The sequence below is a fragment of the Actinomadura meyerae genome (assembly GCF_900188445.1).
In the GTDB taxonomy this organism is placed as follows: domain Bacteria; phylum Actinomycetota; class Actinomycetes; order Streptosporangiales; family Streptosporangiaceae; genus Spirillospora; species Spirillospora meyerae.
Map to the genome: position 1 here is coordinate 72,403 of NZ_FZOR01000009.1, position 18,930 is coordinate 91,332.

The window sequence follows — 18,930 nt, forward strand, 5'->3', positions numbered from 1 at the left end:
CGGGCCGCCGGGACGGGCCCCCGGGCAGGGGCGGGCTCCCCACTTCCCACGGCGGAACACAGCATGGCGCGATGCTGGCAGACGGGACCGACAGGCAACCGGGCGATGCCGGCACCTGGTCAGTGACCTCATGGTCACCTACGCTCGGGGTACCGCGACAGAACGAGGTTCGGGACGGCCATGGCGCACAGCGTGGTGATCATCGGAAGCGGGTTCGGCGGGATCGGGATGGCGATCCGGCTCCGGCAGGCGGGCGTCCACGACGTGGTCGTCCTGGAGAAGGCCGCCGGGCTCGGCGGCACCTGGCGGGACAACACCTATCCGGGCGCCGCGTGCGACGTCCCCTCCCACCTGTACTCGTTCTCGTTCGAGCGCAAGACCGACTGGTCGCGCCGGTTCCCGCCGCAGCCGGAGATCCTCGACTACCTGCGGCACTGCGCGCGCAAGTACGGGGTGCTGGACAAGGTCCGCTTCGGCACCGAGGTCACCGAGGCGCGCTTCGACGAGGACGCCGCGCTCTGGCGCGTCTCCACCACCGGCGGCGCCCTGGAGGCGCGGGTGCTGGTGTCGGCGTGCGGGCAGCTGAACCGGCCGGTGCTGCCGGAGATCGAGGGGCGCGACGCGTTCGCCGGGACGAGCTTCCACTCCGCCCGCTGGGACCACGGCGCCGACCTGCGCGGCAAGCGCGTCGCGGTGATCGGGACGGGCGCGAGCGCGATCCAGTTCGTCCCGGAGATCGCCAAGGAGGCGGCGGAGCTGCGGCTGTTCCAGCGGTCCGCGCCCTGGGTGATCGACAAGCCGGACCGGGTGTACCGGCCGTGGCAGCAGGCCGTCATGAAGAGCGTCCCGGGGCTGTGGGAGCTGAACCGCGCCTACACGTACCTGGCGTACGAGGCGCGCGCGCTGGGCTTCATCAAGTACCCGAAGCTGATGGCGATGCTGGAGAAGCGGTTCAAGAACGCCCTGAAGGACGGCATCGACGACCCCGCGCTGCGGGACGCGCTGATCCCCGACTACCCGATGGGCTGCAAGCGGATCCTGATCTCCAGCGACTACTACCCGGCCCTCGCCCGGCCCAACGTCGACCTCGTCACCGACCCGATCGAGCGCATCACGCCGTCCGGCGTCGCGACGGCCCGCCGCGCGTACGACGTGGACGCCATCGTGTACGGGACCGGGTTCAGCACCGGCGACTTCCTCGCCCCCATGAAGATCGTCGGGCGGGACGGCCGCGAGCTGAACGACGCGTGGCGCGACGGCGCGCAGGCGCACCTCGGCATCACGGTCAGCGGCTTCCCGAACCTGTTCCTGCTCTACGGCCCGTACACCAACCTCGGGCACAACTCGATCATCTACATGCTGGAGTCGCAGTTCCGGTACGTCCTCGGCTGCGTCGAGGCGCTGCGCGGCGCCGGGCTCGCCTGGATCGACGTGAAGCCGGACGTCCAGGACGCCTTCACCCGCGAGATGCGCGAGCGGATGCGCCGGACGGTGTGGGAGTCCGGCTGCCGGAGCTGGTACATGACGGCCGACGGCAGGGTGGTCAACAACTGGCCCGGGTTCACCTTCGCCTACCGCCGCGCGACGCGCCGTCCGGACCCGCGCCACTTCACCGCGCGCCGGGCGGCCTAGGCTCGGAGCATGCCGACCGCCTTCATCACCGGAGCGACCGCGGGCATCGGCGCCGCGTTCGCCCGCCGCCTCGCCTCCGACGGGTTCGACCTGGTCCTGCTGGCCCGCGACGCCGAGCGCCTGGACCGGACCGCCGCGGAGCTGCGCGACCACTACGCCGTCCGGGCCGAGGCCCTGGCCGCCGACCTGTCCGCCGAGGACGGGCTGGCGGCGGCCGTGGAGCGCGTCCGCAAGGACGTCGACCTGCTCGTCAACAACGCCGGGTTCGGCAACCGGGGCGTCTTCCTCGACGTCCCGGTGTCGGACGAGCTGGCCATGCTCAAGGTGCACTGCGAGGCCGTCCTGCGGCTCACGCACGCCGCGCTGCCGGGCATGCTGGAGCGCGGCCGGGGCGCGGTGGTCAACGTGTCGTCGATGGCGGCGTTCGCGACGCGCGGCACCTACGGGGCGTCCAAGGCGTGGGTGGTGAGCTTCAGCCAGGGCATCGCGGCCGACCTGCGGCAGCGGTCGCGCGGCGGCGTCCGGGTGATGGCGCTGTGCCCCGGCTACGTGCGCACCGAGTTCCACGACCGCGCCAACATGGACATGTCGGGCCTGCCGGAGTTCATGTGGCTCGACAAGGACGACGTCGTGGACACCGCCCTGCGCGACCTGCGGCGCGGCGTGCCGATCAGCATCCCGGGCGCGCAGTACAAGGTGCTCGCGGGCGCCGCCCGGCTCGTCCCGCGCGGGCTGGTCACCCGGCTGTCGTCCACCACTGGCCGCCGGTACGACCGAACGTAACGTAAGCAGTCACTTGCATCGGTCGGGCGGAGCGGGCAGTCTGCAAGGACAGGTCGATTCGATGGCGCCGAACGACAAGCCCCGTCCCCACCCCGTCCGCCGAAAGGTGCCTCCCCGATGGGTTCCGAACTGGGTTATGCCGCCCTGGCCCTGGTCGCGACCACCGCCTACTACATCGCGTTCCTGGTGTTCCGCGCGTCCGCCCGCCGGATGGAGCCGCTGCGGGGCGGCCGCCCGTTCCGCGTCGCCCGGCTGATGCTCACCGACCCGGTGTGGCTCGGCGGCGGGCTGCTGCTGTTCCTCGGCCTCGGCTACGAGGTGGTGGCGTTCACGGCGATGCCGCTCGCCGTCGCGCAGCCGATCTTCGCGGTGGCGCTGGTGATGCTCGTCGCGTACGCCGTCCGCTTCCTCGGCGAGCGGCTCAGCGTCCGCGAGTGGACGAGCGTCGCGCTGTTCGTGCTCGCCACGATGCTGATCGGGCTCTCCGCCACCGAGGAGGGCGAGCTGCACGCCGACGCCACGCTGGCCGGCACCCTCGCCCGGCCGTGGCTGATGATCTCGGTCTGCGCGCCGGCGGTCGTCATCGCGGCGCTGGTGTGGCTGATCGGGGACCGCCGGGCGAGCGGCCGGCACGCCCGCAAGCTCGCCGGGGTCGCCTACGGGATCGGCGCCGGGGCGTGCGCGGGGCTGGCCGAGGCCGGCATCCGCGGCATCTCGATCGTCTACGAGGAGACCGGCAGCCTCACGGCGGTGCTGCAGTCGGCCTACCCGTGGATGACGATCGGCCTCGCCGCCATCGCGCTCGGGCAGTTGCAGGTCGCGCTGCAGCGCTGCCGGATCGCGATCATCGCGGTCGTGCTCACCGTCATCGGCCGGTCCTACCTGCTGCTCAGCAGCTCGGTCCTGTTCGGCGAGGACTGGCCGCGCGACGCCGGCCCGTTCGCGCTGCGGGCCTTCGGGTTCGTGCTGGCGCTGGCCGCGCTGGTGCTGTTCCCCCGGCACGAGGAGCCGGAACCGGCCGCCCGCGAGACCGTGCACGCCGCCCTCGATCCCCGTACATTGCCCAGATGGCCCTCCACTCCCGCCGGCCCCTCCTGACGGGGGTGCTCGGCGCGCTCCTGGCGCTCCCGCTCCTCGCACTGCCGCCGCTGGCGGCCCCCGCGTCCGCCGTCGTGGGCGGCGCCCCCGCCTCGACCTCGGCCCACCCGTGGCTGGCGGCGGTCGGGTCGCCGGTCTTCTTCGTCCGGCCGTCCGGGCAGTTCTGCGGCGGCGCGCTCATCAAGCCGGACAGGGTGCTGACCGCGGCGCACTGCGTCACGCTGTTCCGGTCGCTGCCGGGGCTGCTCACGGCCACCTTCGGCCGCGACGACCTCGTCGGCGCGGGCGGCGAGACGGTCGCGGTGCGGTCGGTGCGGGTGCATCCGCAGTACCGGGAGACGTCGTTCGAGGACGAGACCGTCGGCCACCACGACCTCGCCGTCCTCACCCTCGCGCGGCCGGTGCGCCGGCCGCTCGCCGTCCTCGGCTCGCCCGGCTCCGCCCGCACCGGGCGCATCGCCGGATGGGGCTTCACGGCCGAGAACGACCTGTTCAACACCCGGTTGCGGGCGGCGGACGTCCCGCTGCCGGGCGACGCGGCGTGCAGGCGCGCCTACGGCGAGGCGTTCGACCCGTCGGACATGCTGTGCGCCGGGTCGGACACCGCCGACTCGTGCCAGTTCGACAGCGGCGGGCCGCTGCTGGTGCGCGGCCGCGTCGTCGCGCTGACGTCCTGGGGGCGCGGCTGCGCCGAGCCCGGCTACCCCGGCGTGTACGCGCGGCTCGACTCCCTGCCGTGACCGCGGGTTGAACCTGCGGCGCCGGGGCTGGATGCTGGCGGGCATGCGCGTGCTGGTGACGGGGGCGGCGGGGTACATCGGGTACGCGGTCGGGCGGCGGCTCGCCGCCGCCGGGCACGAGGTCGACGGGCTGGTGCGGCGGGACGCCGGGCTCCCGGCCGGGGTGCGCGCCGTCCGCGGCGACCTCCTCGCCCCGGACGGGCTCCCCCGCGGCCCCTACGACGGCGTGTGCCACCTCGCCGCGCTCACCCGCGTCCGCGAGTCGTTCGAGCGGCCGCTGCCGTACTTCACCGCCAACGTGCAGGGCACGGTGAACCTGCTGGAGGCCGTCGCCGCGGACCGGGTCGTGTTCGGCTCCACGGCGGCGGTGTACGGGACGCCGGAGCGCCAGCCCATCCCGGAGACCGAGGCGACGGCGCCCGCCAGCCCCTACGGGGCGTCGAAGCTGGCCGCCGAGCAGGCCGTCCGGTCCCACGCCCGGACGGGCGCGATCGGCGCGGCCGTCCTGCGCACGTTCAACGTCGCCGGGTCGGTGGACGGCCGGGTCGACCCCGACGGGACCCGGCTGATCCCGGCGGCCCTCGCCGTGGCCGCCGGGCACGCCCCGCACCTGGACGTCAACGGCGACGGCCGGGCCGTCCGCGAGTACCTGCACGTGGACGACCTCGCCGCCGCCTACGTCCGGGCGCTTGAGGCGGTCCGCCCCGGCGAGGACCGCGTCTACAACGTCGGCAGCGGCACCGGCGCCGCCGTGAGCGAGGTCGTCGCGGCGGTCGAGGAGGTGACCGGGCGGCCGGTCCCGGTCCGCCGCCGGCCCGCCCGTCCCGAGGCCCCGGTGCTGGTCTGCGACGCCGCCGCGATCCGCCGCGACCTCGGCTGGCGCCCCGCGCGCTCCGCGCTGCCGGAGATCATCGCCGGCTCGTGGGACGCCCTGACCCGCGCGGACGGATAAACTCGCCGGCGTGTCGGAGCCCAAGTTCGAAGTCCAGATGCTGCACGACCGTGTCATGATCAAGGTCGAGAAGGACAGCGGAGAGCGCCGCAGCACCGGCGGCATCGTCATCCCCGCGACCGTCGAGCAGGGGAACCGCCTGGTGTGGGGCGAGGTCTGCGGGGTCGGCCACCACGTGCGGATCGTCAAGCCCGGCGACCGCGTGCTGTTCCACCCCGGCGACCAGTACGAGGTCGAGATCCAGGGCGAGAACTACCTGGTCATGCGCGAGCGCGACCTGCACGCCATCGCCAGCGAGCGCCCCGAGCACGGTACCGGCCTCTACCTCTGACCGCGTCCCGGCCCGCCCGCCGTTTTTCACTAGTGGATATGCATAAACTCGGGCCATGGACGACCGCGAATGGGTGGACGCGGAGCCGGCGGCGGCCGAGGCGGGGCTCGGCGGCAGCCGCGCCCGGGTCCTGCGGGTGGTCCGCGAGGCGGGCGCCGCGCCGCTCGGCGTGCGCGAGATCGCCGAGCGGGCCGGGCTGCATCCCAACACCACCCGCTTCCATCTCGACGGGCTCGCGGAGGCCGGCCTGGTGCGCCGCGTCCCCGAGGGCCGCGACCGGCCGGGCCGCCCGCGCATGGTGTACCGCGCCGAGGCGCCGGACGGCCGGCACAGCTACCGGCTGCTCGCCGAGATGCTGGCGAGCCTGGTCTCCGGGATGCTGCCCGACCCCGAGGGCGCCGCGATCGAGGCGGGCCGCGCCTGGGGCCGCCATCTCGCCGACCCGCCCGCCCCGTTCCAGCGGCTCGGCACGGCGGAGGCGCTGGAGCGCCTCGACCGGATGATGGCGGACATGGGCTTCCGGCCCGAGATCGAGCACGGCGCGGACCACCCCGGCCCGGACGGTCCCGGCGGCCAGGACGGCCGGGACGGCCCGGAGGAGGTGCGCATCCGGGTGCGCAACTGCCCCTTCGGCACGGTCGCCGAACGGCACGCGGACGTCGTGTGCCCGCTGCACCTCGGCCTGATCCAGGGCGCGCTCACCGAGATGGGCGTGCCGCTGGCGGCGGACCGGCTCGACCCGCTGGTGGAGCCGCACCTCTGCCTGGCGTACCTGCGGCGCACCCACGACACCGGGCACTGAGAGACCGGACGCGTGCGCGTGGGCCCGCGGGTCCCCTTCCGGGGTGCCCGCGGGCCCACGCGTCGGGATGGGTGCGCCTCACCCGCCCTCGCCGGCGGGTTCCGCGCCGGCGGCGGCTTCCGCCGCGGCAGGGTCCGCCGGCTCCCCGGCGGGCCGGCGGCGCGAGCCGCGCAGGGCGAGTACGATCCCGGCGATCAGCACCAGTTCGGCGGCGCCGCTGAGCACGTCGAGGACGCCGGCCGGCTCCGCCTCCCCCGGCTCGGGCCCGAACGGCAGGCCGCTCGTCCGGCTCACCGCCCAGAGGGCGAGGACGCCGAGGTTGACGGCGAGCCCGGACAGCAGCACCGGCCGCTCGTCGCCGGTGTGCGCGAGCACGGCCCACATGAGCTGGAACATGCCGATCGCGCTGAAGAAGACGCCGTAGGCCCACCACTCGTCGAGGTGCTCCGGCACGACGGCGTAGTGGACGAGCGCGGCGAGCACGGAGCAGGCCGCCGCGGCGCGCCTGGCCGTACGCGCGGGCGAGGCCGCCGGTAGGGCCGTCCTCGCGGCTTCGGTGGTTGTCATGGTCACCTCCATGGGAAAGGTCAGCCGACCTGGAAGACGCCGAGGCCGCCGGCGGCCATGTTCTTCATCTTGTGGCCGAGGAACGGGTAGGTGCCGGCGTCGGGGAGGGTGAACTCGACGAAGCCGCCCTGGGTGGGCTGGAGGTCGAGGACCTGCGCGCCGCCCTTCTCCTTGTTGCCCTTGCGCAGCGTGTAGGCGCCCTCCTTCCAGACCGTGTCGAAGATCGTCCCGACGACGTGGAAGGCGATGTTCTCGTTCGGTCCGCCGTCGTCGATCCACACGCGGACCCGGTCGCCCGGCTTCACCTTGATCGGGGCGTGGACGTACTGGTTGTGGTAGCCGTTGAAGACCACCGCGTCGTAGTCGCCGGCCTGCATCTTCTTCAGGTCGCCCGGCTTGCCCTGCGGCCCGAGGTACAGCTCCGACTGGATGAGCACGAGCTCCTTGTCGACCTTCGGCAGGTCCGGCGGGTCGACGATCAGGGCGCCGTGCATGCCGTTGCCCATGTGGTAGATCATCGGGTCGGACCCGCAGTGGTAGGTGAAGATCCCGGAGAACCGCGCCGTGAACTCGTAGACGAGCGTCTCGCCCGGCTTGATGGTCCGCATCTCGACGTTCGGCGCGACCTTCGAGGCGTGGAAGTCGATGGAGTGCCCCATCGAGCCCTTGTTGACCAGCTTGATCCGGAAGGTGTCGCCGACCTTGCCGCGCAGCGTGGGGCCGGGCGCGGTGCCGTTGTAGGTCCACCGGGTCTGCTTGACGCCGGGCGCGACCTCGATCTCCTTCTCGGTGACGGTGAAGGTGGCCTCGTGGACGTCCTTGCCGTCGTCGGCGGGCGCCGTCGGGTCGAACGGCTTCCATCCCGCGGCGGGCTTCGCGGCCGGGTCGATCTTGGCGTTCGCCGTGTCGCCGGTCGCGCCGGAGCCCGCCGCGGCCGCCGTGCCGCCCTCCGCCTCGGTCCCCTTCGCCTCGGCGCCCGCCGCCTTGGTGCTCTCACCGCCGGTCACGTTGACCTCGACGAGCATGCCCGCGTCCTTGTGACCGGGGATGACGCACCACGCCTGGGTGGACTCGGTGAGCACACCCCAGTGCTGGGTCTCGGACTTGCCGGGTTCGAGCTGCTTGTTCGTCTTGCCCAGCAGGCTCAGGGTGTGCGCCTGGCTGCCCTTGTTGACGACGTGCACCGTGACGTCGGCACCTGCCGGGACGGTGACCTTGTTCGGCTTGATGTACATGTCGCCCTCTTCGAATTCGAGGGTGACCTTCTTGCCCTTCCCGGGCAGGGACGCGCCGGACGAGGAGGACGGCGCGGCGCCGTCCCCGGACGAGGCGAGCGCCCCGTCGTGGTGGTGGCCACCGGGCGCGGCGCCGACCATCAGCAGCCCGACGATCAGGCCGAGCGCGAGGGCCGCGCTGACGGCGGGCAGGAATCCGTTCAGCGCCGCCGTCCAGCGCCCGCGGGCGGGAACCGGCGGTCCGCCGGAGGCCGGGGCGTCCGGCTCATCGGTGGTGGACGGCTCATCGGTAGTGGACATGGACTCACTCCAGTCGTGCGAAACGGGGGGTTCGGGCGGTCCCAGCGGGCCGTGATCAGGTGATCTGCATCTCCATGACCAGGCCGAACATGCCCTGGGAGCCCTCGGCGTGGGGGAAGATGTGGCAGTGCCAGATCCACTTGCCGGGCTGGTCGGCGTGGATGAGGACGGTGTAGCGCTCGCCGGGCGCGACGTTGACCGTGTCGGCCTTGTAGGTCCGCTCCAGCGGGAACCCGTCCTTGGCGATGATCACCTGGTCCACGCCGTGCAGGTGCATCGGGTGCGCCATCGTGCCCGCGTTGACGTAGGTGACCTGCACCCAGTCGCCGACCCGCGCCTTCAGCGGCTTCGTGGCCGGGAACGACTTCCCGTTCAGCGTCATCCCGATCACGCCGGCGTCCTGGATCTGGATGATCTGCTTCTGGGCGACCTTCTCCTTGTTCGGGGTGGGGACGTCGCCGAACTGGATCGCCCCCCACAGGCCGCTGCTCACCTGCTTGGTGCCGTTGTAGTGGGAGTGGTACCAGGTGTCCGCGATCCGGGTCACCGGGAACTCGTAGGCGAACGTCTTCCCCGGCTTGATGGAGTCCTGGGTGACGTTCGGGACGCCGTCCATCCTGTTCGGAAGCTGGATGCCGTGCCAGTGGACGCTCGTCGGCTCCGGCAGCTCGTTCTTCACCACGATGCGGACCTTGTCGCCGACGTCCGCGCGGATCGTCGGCCCCGGCACCATGCCGTTGAAGCCCCAGGCGTCCACGATCTTGCCGGGCTCGACCTCCCACTTCACGGCCTTGGCCGTCAGGTGGAACTCCTTGGTGCCGTCCGCCAGCACCTTGGGGGCGAGGTCCTGCCCGCCCTGGCCCTCGGTTGCCGCGGGGAAGCTCTTGTCCCGCTTCGCCATGGCGTCGTCCATGGCCTTCCAGCCGTCCGACCCGCCGTCGCCGGACGCGTCGTGCGACGTCCCGCCGTGCTCCGCGGCGGGCGACCCGGCCGCCTCCGCCGGTTCCGCGGCGTGCGCGGAACCGGCGGAGTGCGACGCCTCCGCCGGGTTGCCGCGCGGGAGCGTCCACAGCGCCACGGTCAGCGCGACCGCGAACGCGAGCGCCGCGACGAGCACCCTCGATCTTGCTCCGTCCATCCTGCCGACCCCTCTCGGGCCCGATTTTTTACTAGCAGGCTAGTTTTTATTGGAGGAAGCAGGGGTGCGTCCATAGGCGCGCACTGTGAGGCGCCGCACAGCGCCGGAGTGTTCAAGAACCTGCTGGTCAGGTGCGCGGTCGGGGCGAGGGCATCGACCCGTCGGACGGTCTCCCCGCCCCGCCGCGCCGCCGGGATTTACACCAAATACACTGGTTTTTTTCTCCGCCCCTCAGATGCCGCGCACCGCGGCGATGGTGAAGGGCGTCTCGGGGACGCCGTCCCCGAGCGGGCCGCCCTTGTCGAACTGCGAGCGCACCACGTAGAGCGTCCCGTGCCGGCGGACGAGCGTCGTCGGCACCTGAAGCCCGGGGTCCGCCAGCCGGCGTTCGAGCCGGGCCCGCGCACCGTCGGGCGCCACGCGCCACCGGGTGAGGACGTTGTCGAGGTTGTTGGCCGTCCAGAGCCGCCCGTGCTGGAGTTCGAGCCCGTCGGCGTTGTGCATGTCGCCGCCCTGGAGGACGACCCTGCGCACCGCGCCGGTCGCCGGGTCGAGCCGGTAGAGGTCGCCGCCGAGCATGTCGTCGGTGAGCAGGAACCGCCCGGCCGGGTCGGCGACGATCCCGTTGAGGGTGAAGTCGGCGGGGCCGTGCGGGTCGAGGACGCCGTCCAGGTCGAAGGCAACCGCCAGCGTCCCGGTCCCGCCGCGGGCCGCGGCCAGGTCGCGGAGCGTGACGCGGTAGACGGCGGAGCGGGCGCTGTCGGTCAGGTAGGCGGTGCCGTCCGGGGCGATGGCGAGGTCGTTGACGAACCGCCGGTCCTCGCCGGGGACGGTGAAGCGGGCGAGCAGCCGCCGGGTCCGGGTGTCGTACACCGCGACGCCGGACGAGGAGTCGGTCACCCAGAGCCGCCCGGCGCGATCGACCTCGAGCCCGTTGGCGGTGTGGCGGCCGTCCGCGCCCGCCGGAAGGAAGACCTCGGCGGTGCGCAGGCCGGGCCGCATCCGGTAGATCGTGCCGTCCGCGAAGGACCCGGCGTAGAGCGCGCCGGTGCCGGGGTCGGCGGCGATGCCCTCCGGGTAGACGCGGTCGCCCGGCAGCACATGGGCCGTGGAGATCCGCGCCCGGTGCGGCGCCGCGTGGGCGGCGGCGGGCGGGGCCGCGGCGACGGACGCGGGCAGGACCGCGAGGGCGGCGGCGACCGCGGTGGCCGCGGTGGAGCGGTGAAGGCGGGACATGCGTCTCCGTTCGAGTTAATACATTAGAACGGATACGTACGATAGTTAGAACTCTAATGCTCGTCAACGGACTTATGTTCGCGCCCCGATACCATGCGGAGATGACCTCGATGCCCGCCTCGAAGCGGATCGGCTCCCACCTCAAGCACGCCGAGCAGGCGCTCAACGGGGCCAAGTCCGCGGCGCTGCGTCCGAGCGGGCTCACCGTGCCGCAGTACGCCGCCCTGCTCCACCTCGCCGACAACCCCGGCATGTCGGCCGCCGCGCTGGCCCGCGCGTGCCTGGTCACCCCGCCGACGATGAACACCGTCCTGAAGAACCTCCAGGAGCGGGGGCTGATCGAGCGCACCCCGCACGAGTGGCACCGCAACATCCTGGAGACCCGGCTCACCGCCGAGGGCGAGAAGGTGCTGGCGGACGCCGACGCCCGCGCGGTCAGGGTCGAGCGGGGGCTCGCCGCCGAGTTCACCGACGCCGAGCGGGAGACGCTCATCGCGCTGCTCGGCCGCTGCATCGGCTTCCTCGAAGCCGCCCGCGCCCCGCGCGAGGGCTGAGACACTCCCCTACGGAACGGGGCGGACCGCCCGTCCGTCGAACCGGCACACCGAGCACTGGAGGAACCGATGGGCGACGGGATCCAGCACGACAGGTCGGGCCAGCTCAAGCAGATCGAGAGCGGGCTGCTCCCCGGCGAGCAGATCATCGCGGTCTATGACGCGGTCGGGACGGGCACCGGGTTCATCGGCCTCACCGACCGGCGAGTGATCATCCAGGACCGGAGCTTCGCCGGCAAGAAGTACGCGATCACCAGCGTGCCCTACTCGAAGATCACCTCGGTGAGCGTGGTCAGCAACAAGTCGTGGGCCGGGTCCTACTTCTCCACCGGGTCGATCGCGATCAACGTCGGCACGCACACCTACGAGATCGAGTTCCGCGGCAGCGACAAGAGCCACCACGTCCACAACGTGATCCTGCAGTACATCTCCTAGCGCGCCCTCAGCGACGGGCCGGGCGGGGGCGGGTCAGACGACGGTCGCCGCGGTGGAGCCGGCGCGGTTCTTGGTGACGCGGAGCTGGGCGGGGATGCGGGCGCGCAGTTCGGCGACATGGCTGACGATGCCGACCGCCCGGCCGCCGTCGCGCAGGCCGTCGAGGACGTCCATGACCTCGTCGAGCGTCTCCTCGTCGAGGGTGCCGAAGCCCTCGTCGACGAACAGCGTGCCGATCTCGGCGCCGCCCGCCTCGGCGGTGACGACATCGGCCAGGCCGAGGGCCAGCGACAGCGACGTGATGAACGACTCGCCGCCGGACAGGGTGACGGGGTCGCGCTCCAGGCCCGTCCAGGCGTCGGCGACGCGGAGGCCGAGGCCGCCCGCGCCCCTGGTGCGGTCGCCCGCCGCCCGGTCGGTGGTGTGGGCGAGGGCGTAGCGGCCGCCGGACATGCGCGACAGCCGCTCGTTCGCGGCGGCGACGACCTGCTCCAGCCGTGCGGCGAGCACGTACGCCGACAGCGACATGGCGTGCCGGTTCGCGGGGTGCTTGCCCGACGCCAGCCCGGCGAGGCGTTCGGCGACCTCGTACCGCTCGGCGGCCGGGCGCCACGCGCGCACCGCCGCCGCGAGGTCCGCGCGCAGTTCGGCGAGGCGGTCGCAGCGCCAGCGGGCGCGGTCGGCGGCGTTCGCGGCCGCGGTGTGCGCCGCCTCCGCCACCCGCACCGCCGCCTCGAGCGCGGGCAGGTCGGGCGCGGGCGCGGCGGCGGCCGCGGCGAGGTCCGGATCGGCGAGCAGGGCGCGGACCTGCGCCTCCTCGTCGTCGAGGTGGCGGATCCGGTCGCGCAGGACGCCCTGGTCCTCGTCGGGCAGCGCGGCCTCCTCGACCTCGTCGGCCGTCTCGAACCCCTGCTCCGCGGCCTCCTGCCGCGCCTTCGCGCGGGCGGCGGCCAGCTCCTCCTCGGCCCGGCCGGCGGCGCGCAGCGCCTCGGCGGCCGCGGCGAGCGCCTCGGCCTCGCGCCCGAGGCGGGCGATGCGCGCCTCCAGCGTCGGGTCCTCGCCGCGGGCCTCGTCGAGCTCCGCCGCCAGCCGGGCCCGCTCGTCGGCCAGCTCCCGGTCGCGGGTGCGGTTCTCGGTGAGCAGGCCGGACACCTCGTCGCGCTCGGCGCGGGCCTGCTCGAGATTCTGCTCGTCCCGGTGGAGGGCGAGTTCCAGCCGCTCGGCCTCGGCGGCGCGCGCCGCCGTCTCCCGGACGGCCCGCGCGGCCTCCTCCACCTCTTCGCTCAGCGACTCGACCGCGGCCTCTCCGACGGTCTGGAGGAGGCCGTCGCGCTCGGTGCGGAGCGCCTCCACCCGGCGGGTGCTCTCCTCGCGGTCCTCCTGGGCCCGGTCGGCGGCGGCCTGCGCGGCGTCGATCTGCTCCTCGGTCGGGATCGCGCCGGGGGACGCGGCGGGGGCGGGATGGTCCGCCGAGCCGCAGACCAGGCACGGCTCGCCGTCCTCCAGCTCGCCGGCGAGGACCGCCGCCATCCCGTCGAGGCGCGCCTGGCGCAGGTCGAGGACGTGCTGGCGCGCGCCCTGCGCGGCGTCGACCCGGTCGCGGTGCGCGGCCTCCGCCTCGGCGAGGAGCTGCTCGACCCGGTCGCGGCGCTGGGCGGCGTCGAGCCGCTGCCGCGCCGCCTCCTCGGCCGCCCCGGCGCCGGCCAGCCCGGCGGCCGCGGCCCTGGCCGCGTCGAGCTCGGCCTGCCGCGCCGCGAGGACGCCCGGCAGGTCGGCGAGCGCCGCCTCGATCCGGGCCTCCTCGGGTTCGAGCCGCGCGAGCTCGCGCGCGACGGCCGCCCGCTCCTCCTCGATCCGCTCCAGCCGGGCCGTCTCGCGGCGGCGGCCCTCCAGCGCGGCGGCCTCGTCGCGGCGGGCGCGCTCGGCCTTGGCGAGGACGTCCTCGGGCGCCTTCGGCGGCAGCAGCCCCGCGACGCGGCCGCGGGTCTCCTCGGCCCAGCGGCGCGCCTGCACCGCACGGGCGTGCCGGTCGCGGACGTCCCGCACCAGCGGGACGACCCGGTCGGCGCGGGCCGCGGCGTCGAGCCGCGACGCCATCCGGTACTTCTCCTCCGCGCGGGCGGCCAGCGCGTCGCGGCGGGCGACGGCCTCGGCGTGGCGGCGGCGCCGGTCGGCGAGCGCGCGCGCCTCGTCGAGCTCCTCGCGGGCGGCCCGCAGCGCCTCCGCGACACCGGCCCGCATCTCCTCGACGGCGGCGCGGAGGTCGGCGTGCCCGCCGGCCAGCTCCGCCGCCCACGCGGGCAGCGCCTCGACCTCGGCGAACGGCTCCACGACCGGCTCCCCGCGGCGCGGCTTCGGGACGGCGGCGGGCTCCCCGCGCGGCGGCGGCGCACCGGTCGTCTCGGCGATCCGGTCGGCGATCGAGGCCGCGGCGGCGCCCAGCTCGGCGGCCTCCCGGCCGGTCGCGGCGCGCCGCTCGGCCAGCCACTTCTCGGCCTGCGCGAACACCTCGGCGGCGAACAGCCGCTCCAGGACCCGGCGGCGCTCGTCCGCCCCGGCCCGCAGGAACCCGGCGAACTCGCCCTGCGGGAGCAGCACCACCTGGCAGAACTGCACGGCGTTCATCCCGAGCAGGCGGGACACCAGGTCGCCCGCCTCGTCCAGCCGGGTGGTCAGGCCGGTCCAGGCGCCGTGCTCGAACTCCTCCAGGACGACCTTGGCGTGCTCGGTCGTCGTGCCGGAACCGCGCAGCTTCGGGCGCTCCCAGGCGGGCGACCGGGTGATGCGCAGCCGGCGGCCCCGGATGGTCGCCTCCAGCACCACGCGCGGCCCGGCCCCGGGCGGCGCGTGGTCGCTGCGCAGCCCCTTCACGCTGTTGCGGACGCCGGGCACCTGCCCGTAGAGGGCGAAGCACACCGCGTCCAGGATGCTGGTCTTGCCCGCGCCCGTCCGGCCGTGGATGAGGAACAGGCCGGCGTCGGACAGCGCGTCGAAGTCGACGACCTCGGTACCGGAGAACGGGCCGAACGCCGCGACCTCGAGCCGGTGCAGCCTCACGCGGCCCCCTCCCGCCCGCCGCGCGGCACGGCGGCGCCGCTCATGCCGAGGCCGCCTACGCCGGCGCCGCTCATGCCAGGGCCTCCTTGCGGCGGCACGCCTCGAACGCCTCGTGCAGGAGGGCGCGCTCGGCCGGGGTGGCGGGACCGTCGGTGACCTCGGCGACGAAGTCGCCCGCGATGTCGGGCTCGGAGCGCTCGCGGACGCGGTCGGACCAGGTGCGGGCGGTGCCCTCCCCGCCGCCGTCGGGCTCGAAGCCGAGCACGAGCGTGTGCGGGAACCGGCGGCGCAGCCGCTCCATCGCCGCGGACGGGCGGCGCGGGTCGGTCAGCGTGATCTGCAGCCAGCGGTCTTCGAGCGCCTCGTGGGACGGGTCGGCGAGCAGGTCGTCGAGCCGGCCGCGCAGCCGCGCGAGGCGGCGCGGGACCGGCGCCTCCACGAACTCGCCGCTCACCCCGGCCTCGGTGACGTCGAGCAGCCAGGAGCCCTTGACGTGCTTCTCCTCGGAGAAGGAGTACGCGAGCGGCGACCCCGAGTACCGGACGCGGTCGGTGATGCGCCAGGCGCCGTGCAGGTGGCCGAGCGCCGCGTAGTCGACGCCGTCGAACACCGACGCCGACACCTGCGCGGACCCGCCGACGGAGATGTCGCGCTCGCTCTCGCTGGACGCGCCGCCCGTCACGAACGCGTGCGCCAGCACGATCGAGCGCTCGGGGCGGCCCGCCGCGTCGGCGCGGACGCGGCGCATGGCCTCCGCCAGCGCGGCGGCGTGGCTGCGCTCGTCCAGCTCCCAGGGGTGGCGGACGAGCTCGGGCTCCAGGTACGGGATGCCGTAGACCGCGGCGTCCCCGATGACGACTGGCTCCCCCACGGCGGCGAAGTCGGTGCGGACGTGCACGCCCGCGGCGTCCATCAGCGCGGACCCGAACCCGAGCCGGCGCGCGGAGTCGTGGTTGCCGGCGATCAGCACCACCCGGGCGTGCTCGGCGAGCCGCACCAGCGCCTCGTTGCACAGCTTCACGGCGTCGACCGCGGGCAGCGCCCGGTCGTAGACGTCGCCGGAGACCAGCACGCAGTCGACGTCCTCCGCCGCGGCGGTCTCGACCAGGTGGTCGACGAACGCGGCCTGCGCGGCCAGCAGGTCCTCGCGGTGGAACGATCTGCCGAGATGCCAGTCGGAGGTGTGCAGGAATCGCATGTCGCAGCAACCATAGGCACCCCCTCCGACACATCCGGCGCAGAAACGCCGAGCCATCCCAAAGGATCTTGGAACGCCGGGCGGATGCCGCGCGCCGCGGCTCCCGTAGTGTGGCGGCGTGAGTGATCGTCCCTACGTGCTGCTGAGCTGTGCCATGTCGGCCGACGGCTACATCGACGACGCGACGCCGGAGCGGCTACGGCTGTCGAGCCCCGCCGACTTCGACCGGGTGGACGCGGTGCGGGCGGACTGCGACGCGATCCTGGTCGGCGCCGGGACGGTGCGGGCCGACGACCCGAAGCTGCTGGTCCGCTCCGCCGCGCGGCGGGAGCGGCGCGTCGCGCGCGGGCTGCCCGCCGACCTGGTGAAGGTGACGCTGACCTGGAGCGGCGACCTGGATCCCGGCGCCCGGTTCTTCACCACGGGCGAGGCGCCGAAGCTCGTGTACGCTCCGCCGGCCCCCGCCGCGGAGCTGGCGCCCCGGCTGGCCGGGCTGGCCGAGGTCGTCCCCGCCGGCGACCCGCTCGACCTGCGGGAGGTGCTCGCCGACCTCGCCGGGCGCGGCGTCCGGCGGCTGATGGTCGAGGGCGGCGGCGGGGTGCACACGCTGTTCCTCACCGCCGACGCCGTGGACGAGATCCAGCTCGTCGTCGCGCCGTTCTTCATCGGCGACCCCGCCGCGCCGCGCTTCGTCCGCTCGGGGGTCTTCCCGCAGTCGCCGGACCGTCCGATGCGCCTGGAGGAGGTCACCCGGATCGGCGACCTGGCACTGCTGCGCTACCGGGCCGGAGCCCCGCGTGGATGACCGCGCCTGGCTGGCGCTGGCCTGCGACCTGGCGGCGCTGTGCCCGCCGTCGGAGACGGCGTTCTCCGTCGGCGCGGTCATCGTCGGCGCGGACGGCCGGGAGGTGGCGCGCGGCTTCTCCCGCGAGGCGGACCCGCACGACCACGCCGAGGAGGCCGCGCTCGCCAAGGCGCCCGGCCCGCTGGACGGCGCGACCGTCTACAGCTCCCTCGAACCGTGCGCGCACCGCGCGTCCCGTCCCCGCCCCTGCGCCGAGCTGATCATCGCCTCGGGCGCGCGGCGGGTCGTGTTCGCCTGGCGCGAGCCGCAGCTGTTCGCGGCGGGGACGGGCGCGGAGCTGCTGGAGGCGGCGGGCGTCGCGGTGGTGGAGCTGCCCGGCCTCGCGGAACGCGCGCGCGGACCCAACCGGCATCTCCTGGACCGCGAGTGAGCCCCGACCCCGACTGGGACTGGATCCCGAGTGGGACTGGACTCCGAGCGAGACGCGAGTCTCATTCCTCTTGCCAACGCCCGGGGACCTCATGCGATGCTGTGCCCAAGCAAGCATTCGGTTAACCGAACTCGCCCGCGGGCAGGGAGGCACAGCACCATGCGCGAGCACGATCGGCTGTTCATCGGCGGCGAGTGGGCCGCCCCGGCCGGCACCGCCACGATCGACGTCATCTCCCCCCACACCGAGGAGGTCATCGGACGGGTGCCCGAGGGCACCGAGGGCGACATCGACGCGGCGGTGGCGGCGGCGCGGCGCGCCTTCGACGAGGGCCCCTGGCCGCGGATGACGCCCGCCGAGCGCGCCGAGATCGTCGGCCGGCTGTCGGCGATCTACGCCGAGCGGCAGCAGGAGATGGCCGACCTCTGCACCGCGCAGATGGGCTCCCCGATCATGTTCTCGGTGTTCGGCCAAGCCGCCATCCCGCAGATGGTCCTGCAGTACTACGTGGACCTCGCCGCCACCTACACCTGGGAGGAGGAGCGGCAGGGCATGCTCGGGCCGGTCACGGTCACCCAGGAGCCGGTCGGCGTGGTCGCGGCGATCGTGCCGTGGAACGTCCCGCAGTTCACGCTGATGCTCAAGCTCGCGCCCGCGCTGATCGCCGGGTGCACGGTGGTGGCCAAGCCGTCCCCGGAGACGCCCCTCGACAGCTACCTGCTCGCCGAGTGGATCAAGGAGGCGGGGATCCCGGACGGCGTGGTGAACTTCGTCCCGGCCGGGCGCGAGGTCGGCGCCTACCTCGTCGCCCACCCCGACGTCGACAAGGTCTCCTTCACCGGGTCCACCGCCGCCGGCCGCAAGATCGGCGCGGTGTGCGGCGAGCAGCTCAAGCGGGTCACCCTGGAGCTCGGCGGCAAGTCCGCCGCGATCGTGCTGGACGACGCCGACCTCGCCGCCACCGTCGAGGGCTTCAAGCTGGCCTCGCTGATGAACAACGGCGAGGCGTGCGCCGCGCAGACCCGCATCCTCGCCTCCCGCCGCCGCTACGACGAGGTCGCCGACGCGCTCGCCACCATGGTCGGCGGGCTCAATGTGGGCGACCCCGCCGACTACGCCACGGAGATCGGCCCGCTGGTCGCCAAGCGGCAGCAGGAGCGGGTGGAGAACTACATCCGGATCGGCCAGGACGAGGGCGCCAAGCTGATCACCGGCGGGCTGGACCGGCCGCGCGACCGGGGCTGGTACGTCGCCCCGACCGTGTTCGGCGACGTCGGCAACGACATGCGCATCGCCCGCGAGGAGATCTTCGGGCCGGTGCTCGTCCTCATCCCGTACGAGGACGAGGACGACGCCGTCCGGATCGCCAACGACAGCGACTACGGCCTCGGCGGCTCGGTCTGGACGTCCGACGTCGAGCACGGCGTCGAGGTCGCCCGCCGCATCCGCACCGGCAGCTGCGGCGTCAACATGTACACCCTCGACCCGAACACCCCGTTCGGCGGGTTCAAGAACAGCGGCATGGGCCGCGAGCTGGGCCCGGAGGGGCTGCGCGCCTACCTGGAGCACAAGTCCATCCCGCACCCGGCCCCGACCGCCTGACCCGCCCCGGAGGCCCCGGCGCCCCACCGGGGCCT

The 18,930-nt window shown here is 74.2% G+C and carries 18 protein-coding genes; 12 read left to right on the forward strand and 6 right to left on the reverse strand.

The window, feature by feature from the left end; translation table 11 throughout:
- The first annotated feature begins 180 nt into the window (after window positions 1-180).
- From CHF16_RS12090 to CHF16_RS12120, 7 genes are all read left to right on the forward strand, one after another.
- Window positions 181-1,632 (forward strand): flavin-containing monooxygenase, encoded by a 1,452-nt coding sequence (locus CHF16_RS12090; protein ID WP_089326079.1) that lies wholly within the window; start codon window positions 181-183, stop codon window positions 1,630-1,632.
- Window positions 1,633-1,641: 9 nt separating this feature from the next.
- Complete coding sequence (locus tag CHF16_RS12095; RefSeq protein ID WP_089326080.1) at window positions 1,642-2,415, forward strand: SDR family NAD(P)-dependent oxidoreductase; 774 nt, start codon at window positions 1,642-1,644, stop codon at window positions 2,413-2,415.
- Between the two features lie 117 nt (window positions 2,416-2,532).
- Window positions 2,533-3,513: a DMT family transporter gene (locus tag CHF16_RS12100; RefSeq protein WP_089326081.1), complete on the forward strand. Its 981-nt coding sequence runs from the start codon at window positions 2,533-2,535 to the stop codon at window positions 3,511-3,513.
- Window positions 3,483-4,253 (forward strand): serine protease, encoded by a 771-nt coding sequence (locus CHF16_RS12105; RefSeq protein WP_089326082.1) that lies wholly within the window; start codon window positions 3,483-3,485, stop codon window positions 4,251-4,253. The genes CHF16_RS12100 and CHF16_RS12105 overlap by 31 nt, the downstream gene beginning before the upstream one ends.
- Window positions 4,254-4,296: 43 nt before the next feature.
- A complete protein-coding gene (locus CHF16_RS12110; protein WP_089326180.1) occupies window positions 4,297-5,205 on the forward strand; it encodes an NAD-dependent epimerase/dehydratase family protein in 909 nt (302 codons plus the stop codon).
- Between the two features lie 10 nt (window positions 5,206-5,215).
- On the forward strand, window positions 5,216-5,536 hold the full coding sequence (locus CHF16_RS12115) for a GroES family chaperonin (protein WP_089326083.1): 321 nt from the start codon (window positions 5,216-5,218) through the stop codon (window positions 5,534-5,536).
- A gap of 55 nt (window positions 5,537-5,591) precedes the next feature.
- Window positions 5,592-6,338: a helix-turn-helix transcriptional regulator gene (locus CHF16_RS12120; protein ID WP_089326084.1), complete on the forward strand. Its 747-nt coding sequence runs from the start codon at window positions 5,592-5,594 to the stop codon at window positions 6,336-6,338.
- Between the two features lie 78 nt (window positions 6,339-6,416).
- Here CHF16_RS12120 and CHF16_RS12125 read toward each other — a convergent pair whose 3' ends face one another.
- From CHF16_RS12125 to CHF16_RS12140, 4 genes are all read right to left on the reverse strand, one after another.
- The gene (locus tag CHF16_RS12125; protein ID WP_143227955.1) at window positions 6,417-6,905 is read right to left on the reverse strand and encodes a hypothetical protein; all 489 of its coding nucleotides are present in this window, start codon (window positions 6,903-6,905) and stop codon (window positions 6,417-6,419) included.
- Window positions 6,906-6,925: 20 nt separating this feature from the next.
- On the reverse strand, window positions 6,926-8,440 hold the full coding sequence (locus CHF16_RS12130) for a multicopper oxidase domain-containing protein (protein ID WP_089326086.1): 1,515 nt from the start codon (window positions 8,438-8,440) through the stop codon (window positions 6,926-6,928).
- A 55-nt stretch (window positions 8,441-8,495) separates the two neighbouring features.
- A complete protein-coding gene (locus CHF16_RS12135; protein ID WP_089326087.1) occupies window positions 8,496-9,578 on the reverse strand; it encodes a multicopper oxidase family protein in 1,083 nt (360 codons plus the stop codon).
- A gap of 231 nt (window positions 9,579-9,809) precedes the next feature.
- Window positions 9,810-10,814, reverse strand: coding sequence for an SMP-30/gluconolactonase/LRE family protein (locus CHF16_RS12140; protein WP_089326088.1), 1,005 nt, complete (start codon window positions 10,812-10,814; stop codon window positions 9,810-9,812).
- A gap of 101 nt (window positions 10,815-10,915) precedes the next feature.
- Between CHF16_RS12140 and CHF16_RS12145 the strand changes: the two genes are divergently transcribed.
- Together CHF16_RS12145 and CHF16_RS12150 are read left to right on the forward strand one after the other, a co-directional pair.
- A complete protein-coding gene (locus CHF16_RS12145; RefSeq protein ID WP_218826635.1) occupies window positions 10,916-11,368 on the forward strand; it encodes a MarR family winged helix-turn-helix transcriptional regulator in 453 nt (150 codons plus the stop codon).
- Between the two features lie 69 nt (window positions 11,369-11,437).
- A complete protein-coding gene (locus CHF16_RS12150; protein ID WP_089326090.1) occupies window positions 11,438-11,803 on the forward strand; it encodes a PH domain-containing protein in 366 nt (121 codons plus the stop codon).
- Between the two features lie 33 nt (window positions 11,804-11,836).
- Here the strand turns inward: CHF16_RS12150 and CHF16_RS12155 are convergent, their stop codons facing one another.
- On the reverse strand, window positions 11,837-14,860 hold the full coding sequence (locus CHF16_RS12155; RefSeq protein ID WP_089326091.1) for an AAA family ATPase: 3,024 nt from the start codon (window positions 14,858-14,860) through the stop codon (window positions 11,837-11,839).
- Between the two features lie 70 nt (window positions 14,861-14,930).
- Window positions 14,931-16,058 carry an exonuclease SbcCD subunit D gene (locus CHF16_RS12160; RefSeq protein WP_089326092.1) on the reverse strand — a complete coding sequence of 376 codons (1,128 nt, stop codon included), beginning with the start codon at window positions 16,056-16,058 and terminating at the stop codon, window positions 14,931-14,933.
- Window positions 16,059-16,176: 118 nt separating this feature from the next.
- Here CHF16_RS12160 and CHF16_RS12165 point away from each other — a divergent pair, with 118 nt between their 5' ends.
- The 3 genes from CHF16_RS12165 to CHF16_RS12175 all read left to right on the forward strand — a co-directional run bounded on the left by CHF16_RS12165 (window position 16,177) and on the right by CHF16_RS12175 (window position 18,895).
- Complete coding sequence (locus tag CHF16_RS12165) at window positions 16,177-16,863, forward strand: RibD family protein (protein ID WP_218826636.1); 687 nt, start codon at window positions 16,177-16,179, stop codon at window positions 16,861-16,863.
- Window positions 16,856-17,293, forward strand: a complete 438-nt coding sequence (locus CHF16_RS12170) for a cytidine/deoxycytidylate deaminase family protein (RefSeq protein WP_089326094.1) — start codon at window positions 16,856-16,858, stop codon at window positions 17,291-17,293. Before CHF16_RS12165 ends, CHF16_RS12170 begins: the two co-directional genes overlap by 8 nt.
- A 159-nt stretch (window positions 17,294-17,452) precedes the next feature.
- The gene (locus CHF16_RS12175) at window positions 17,453-18,895 is read left to right on the forward strand and encodes an aldehyde dehydrogenase (RefSeq protein WP_089326095.1); all 1,443 of its coding nucleotides are present in this window, start codon (window positions 17,453-17,455) and stop codon (window positions 18,893-18,895) included.
- Window positions 18,896-18,930 lie beyond the last annotated feature (35 nt).

Coding starts and splice junctions, on each gene's coding strand:
- CHF16_RS12160 (WP_089326092.1), bottom strand. CDS start 16,058: ATGCGATTCCTGCACACCTCCGACTGGCATCTCGGCAGATCGTTCCAC.
- CHF16_RS12105 (WP_089326082.1), top strand. CDS start 3,483: ATGGCCCTCCACTCCCGCCGGCCCCTCCTGACGGGGGTGCTCGGCGCG.
- CHF16_RS12145 (WP_218826635.1), top strand. CDS start 10,916: ATGACCTCGATGCCCGCCTCGAAGCGGATCGGCTCCCACCTCAAGCAC.
- CHF16_RS12150 (WP_089326090.1), top strand. CDS start 11,438: ATGGGCGACGGGATCCAGCACGACAGGTCGGGCCAGCTCAAGCAGATC.
- CHF16_RS12175 (WP_089326095.1), top strand. CDS start 17,453: ATGCGCGAGCACGATCGGCTGTTCATCGGCGGCGAGTGGGCCGCCCCG.
- CHF16_RS12120 (WP_089326084.1), top strand. CDS start 5,592: ATGGACGACCGCGAATGGGTGGACGCGGAGCCGGCGGCGGCCGAGGCG.
- CHF16_RS12100 (WP_089326081.1), top strand. CDS start 2,533: ATGGGTTCCGAACTGGGTTATGCCGCCCTGGCCCTGGTCGCGACCACC.
- CHF16_RS12140 (WP_089326088.1), bottom strand. CDS start 10,814: ATGTCCCGCCTTCACCGCTCCACCGCGGCCACCGCGGTCGCCGCCGCC.
- CHF16_RS12135 (WP_089326087.1), bottom strand. CDS start 9,578: ATGGACGGAGCAAGATCGAGGGTGCTCGTCGCGGCGCTCGCGTTCGCG.
- CHF16_RS12095 (WP_089326080.1), top strand. CDS start 1,642: ATGCCGACCGCCTTCATCACCGGAGCGACCGCGGGCATCGGCGCCGCG.
- CHF16_RS12090 (WP_089326079.1), top strand. CDS start 181: ATGGCGCACAGCGTGGTGATCATCGGAAGCGGGTTCGGCGGGATCGGG.
- CHF16_RS12125 (WP_143227955.1), bottom strand. CDS start 6,905: ATGACAACCACCGAAGCCGCGAGGACGGCCCTACCGGCGGCCTCGCCC.
- CHF16_RS12130 (WP_089326086.1), bottom strand. CDS start 8,440: ATGTCCACTACCGATGAGCCGTCCACCACCGATGAGCCGGACGCCCCG.
- CHF16_RS12110 (WP_089326180.1), top strand. CDS start 4,297: ATGCGCGTGCTGGTGACGGGGGCGGCGGGGTACATCGGGTACGCGGTC.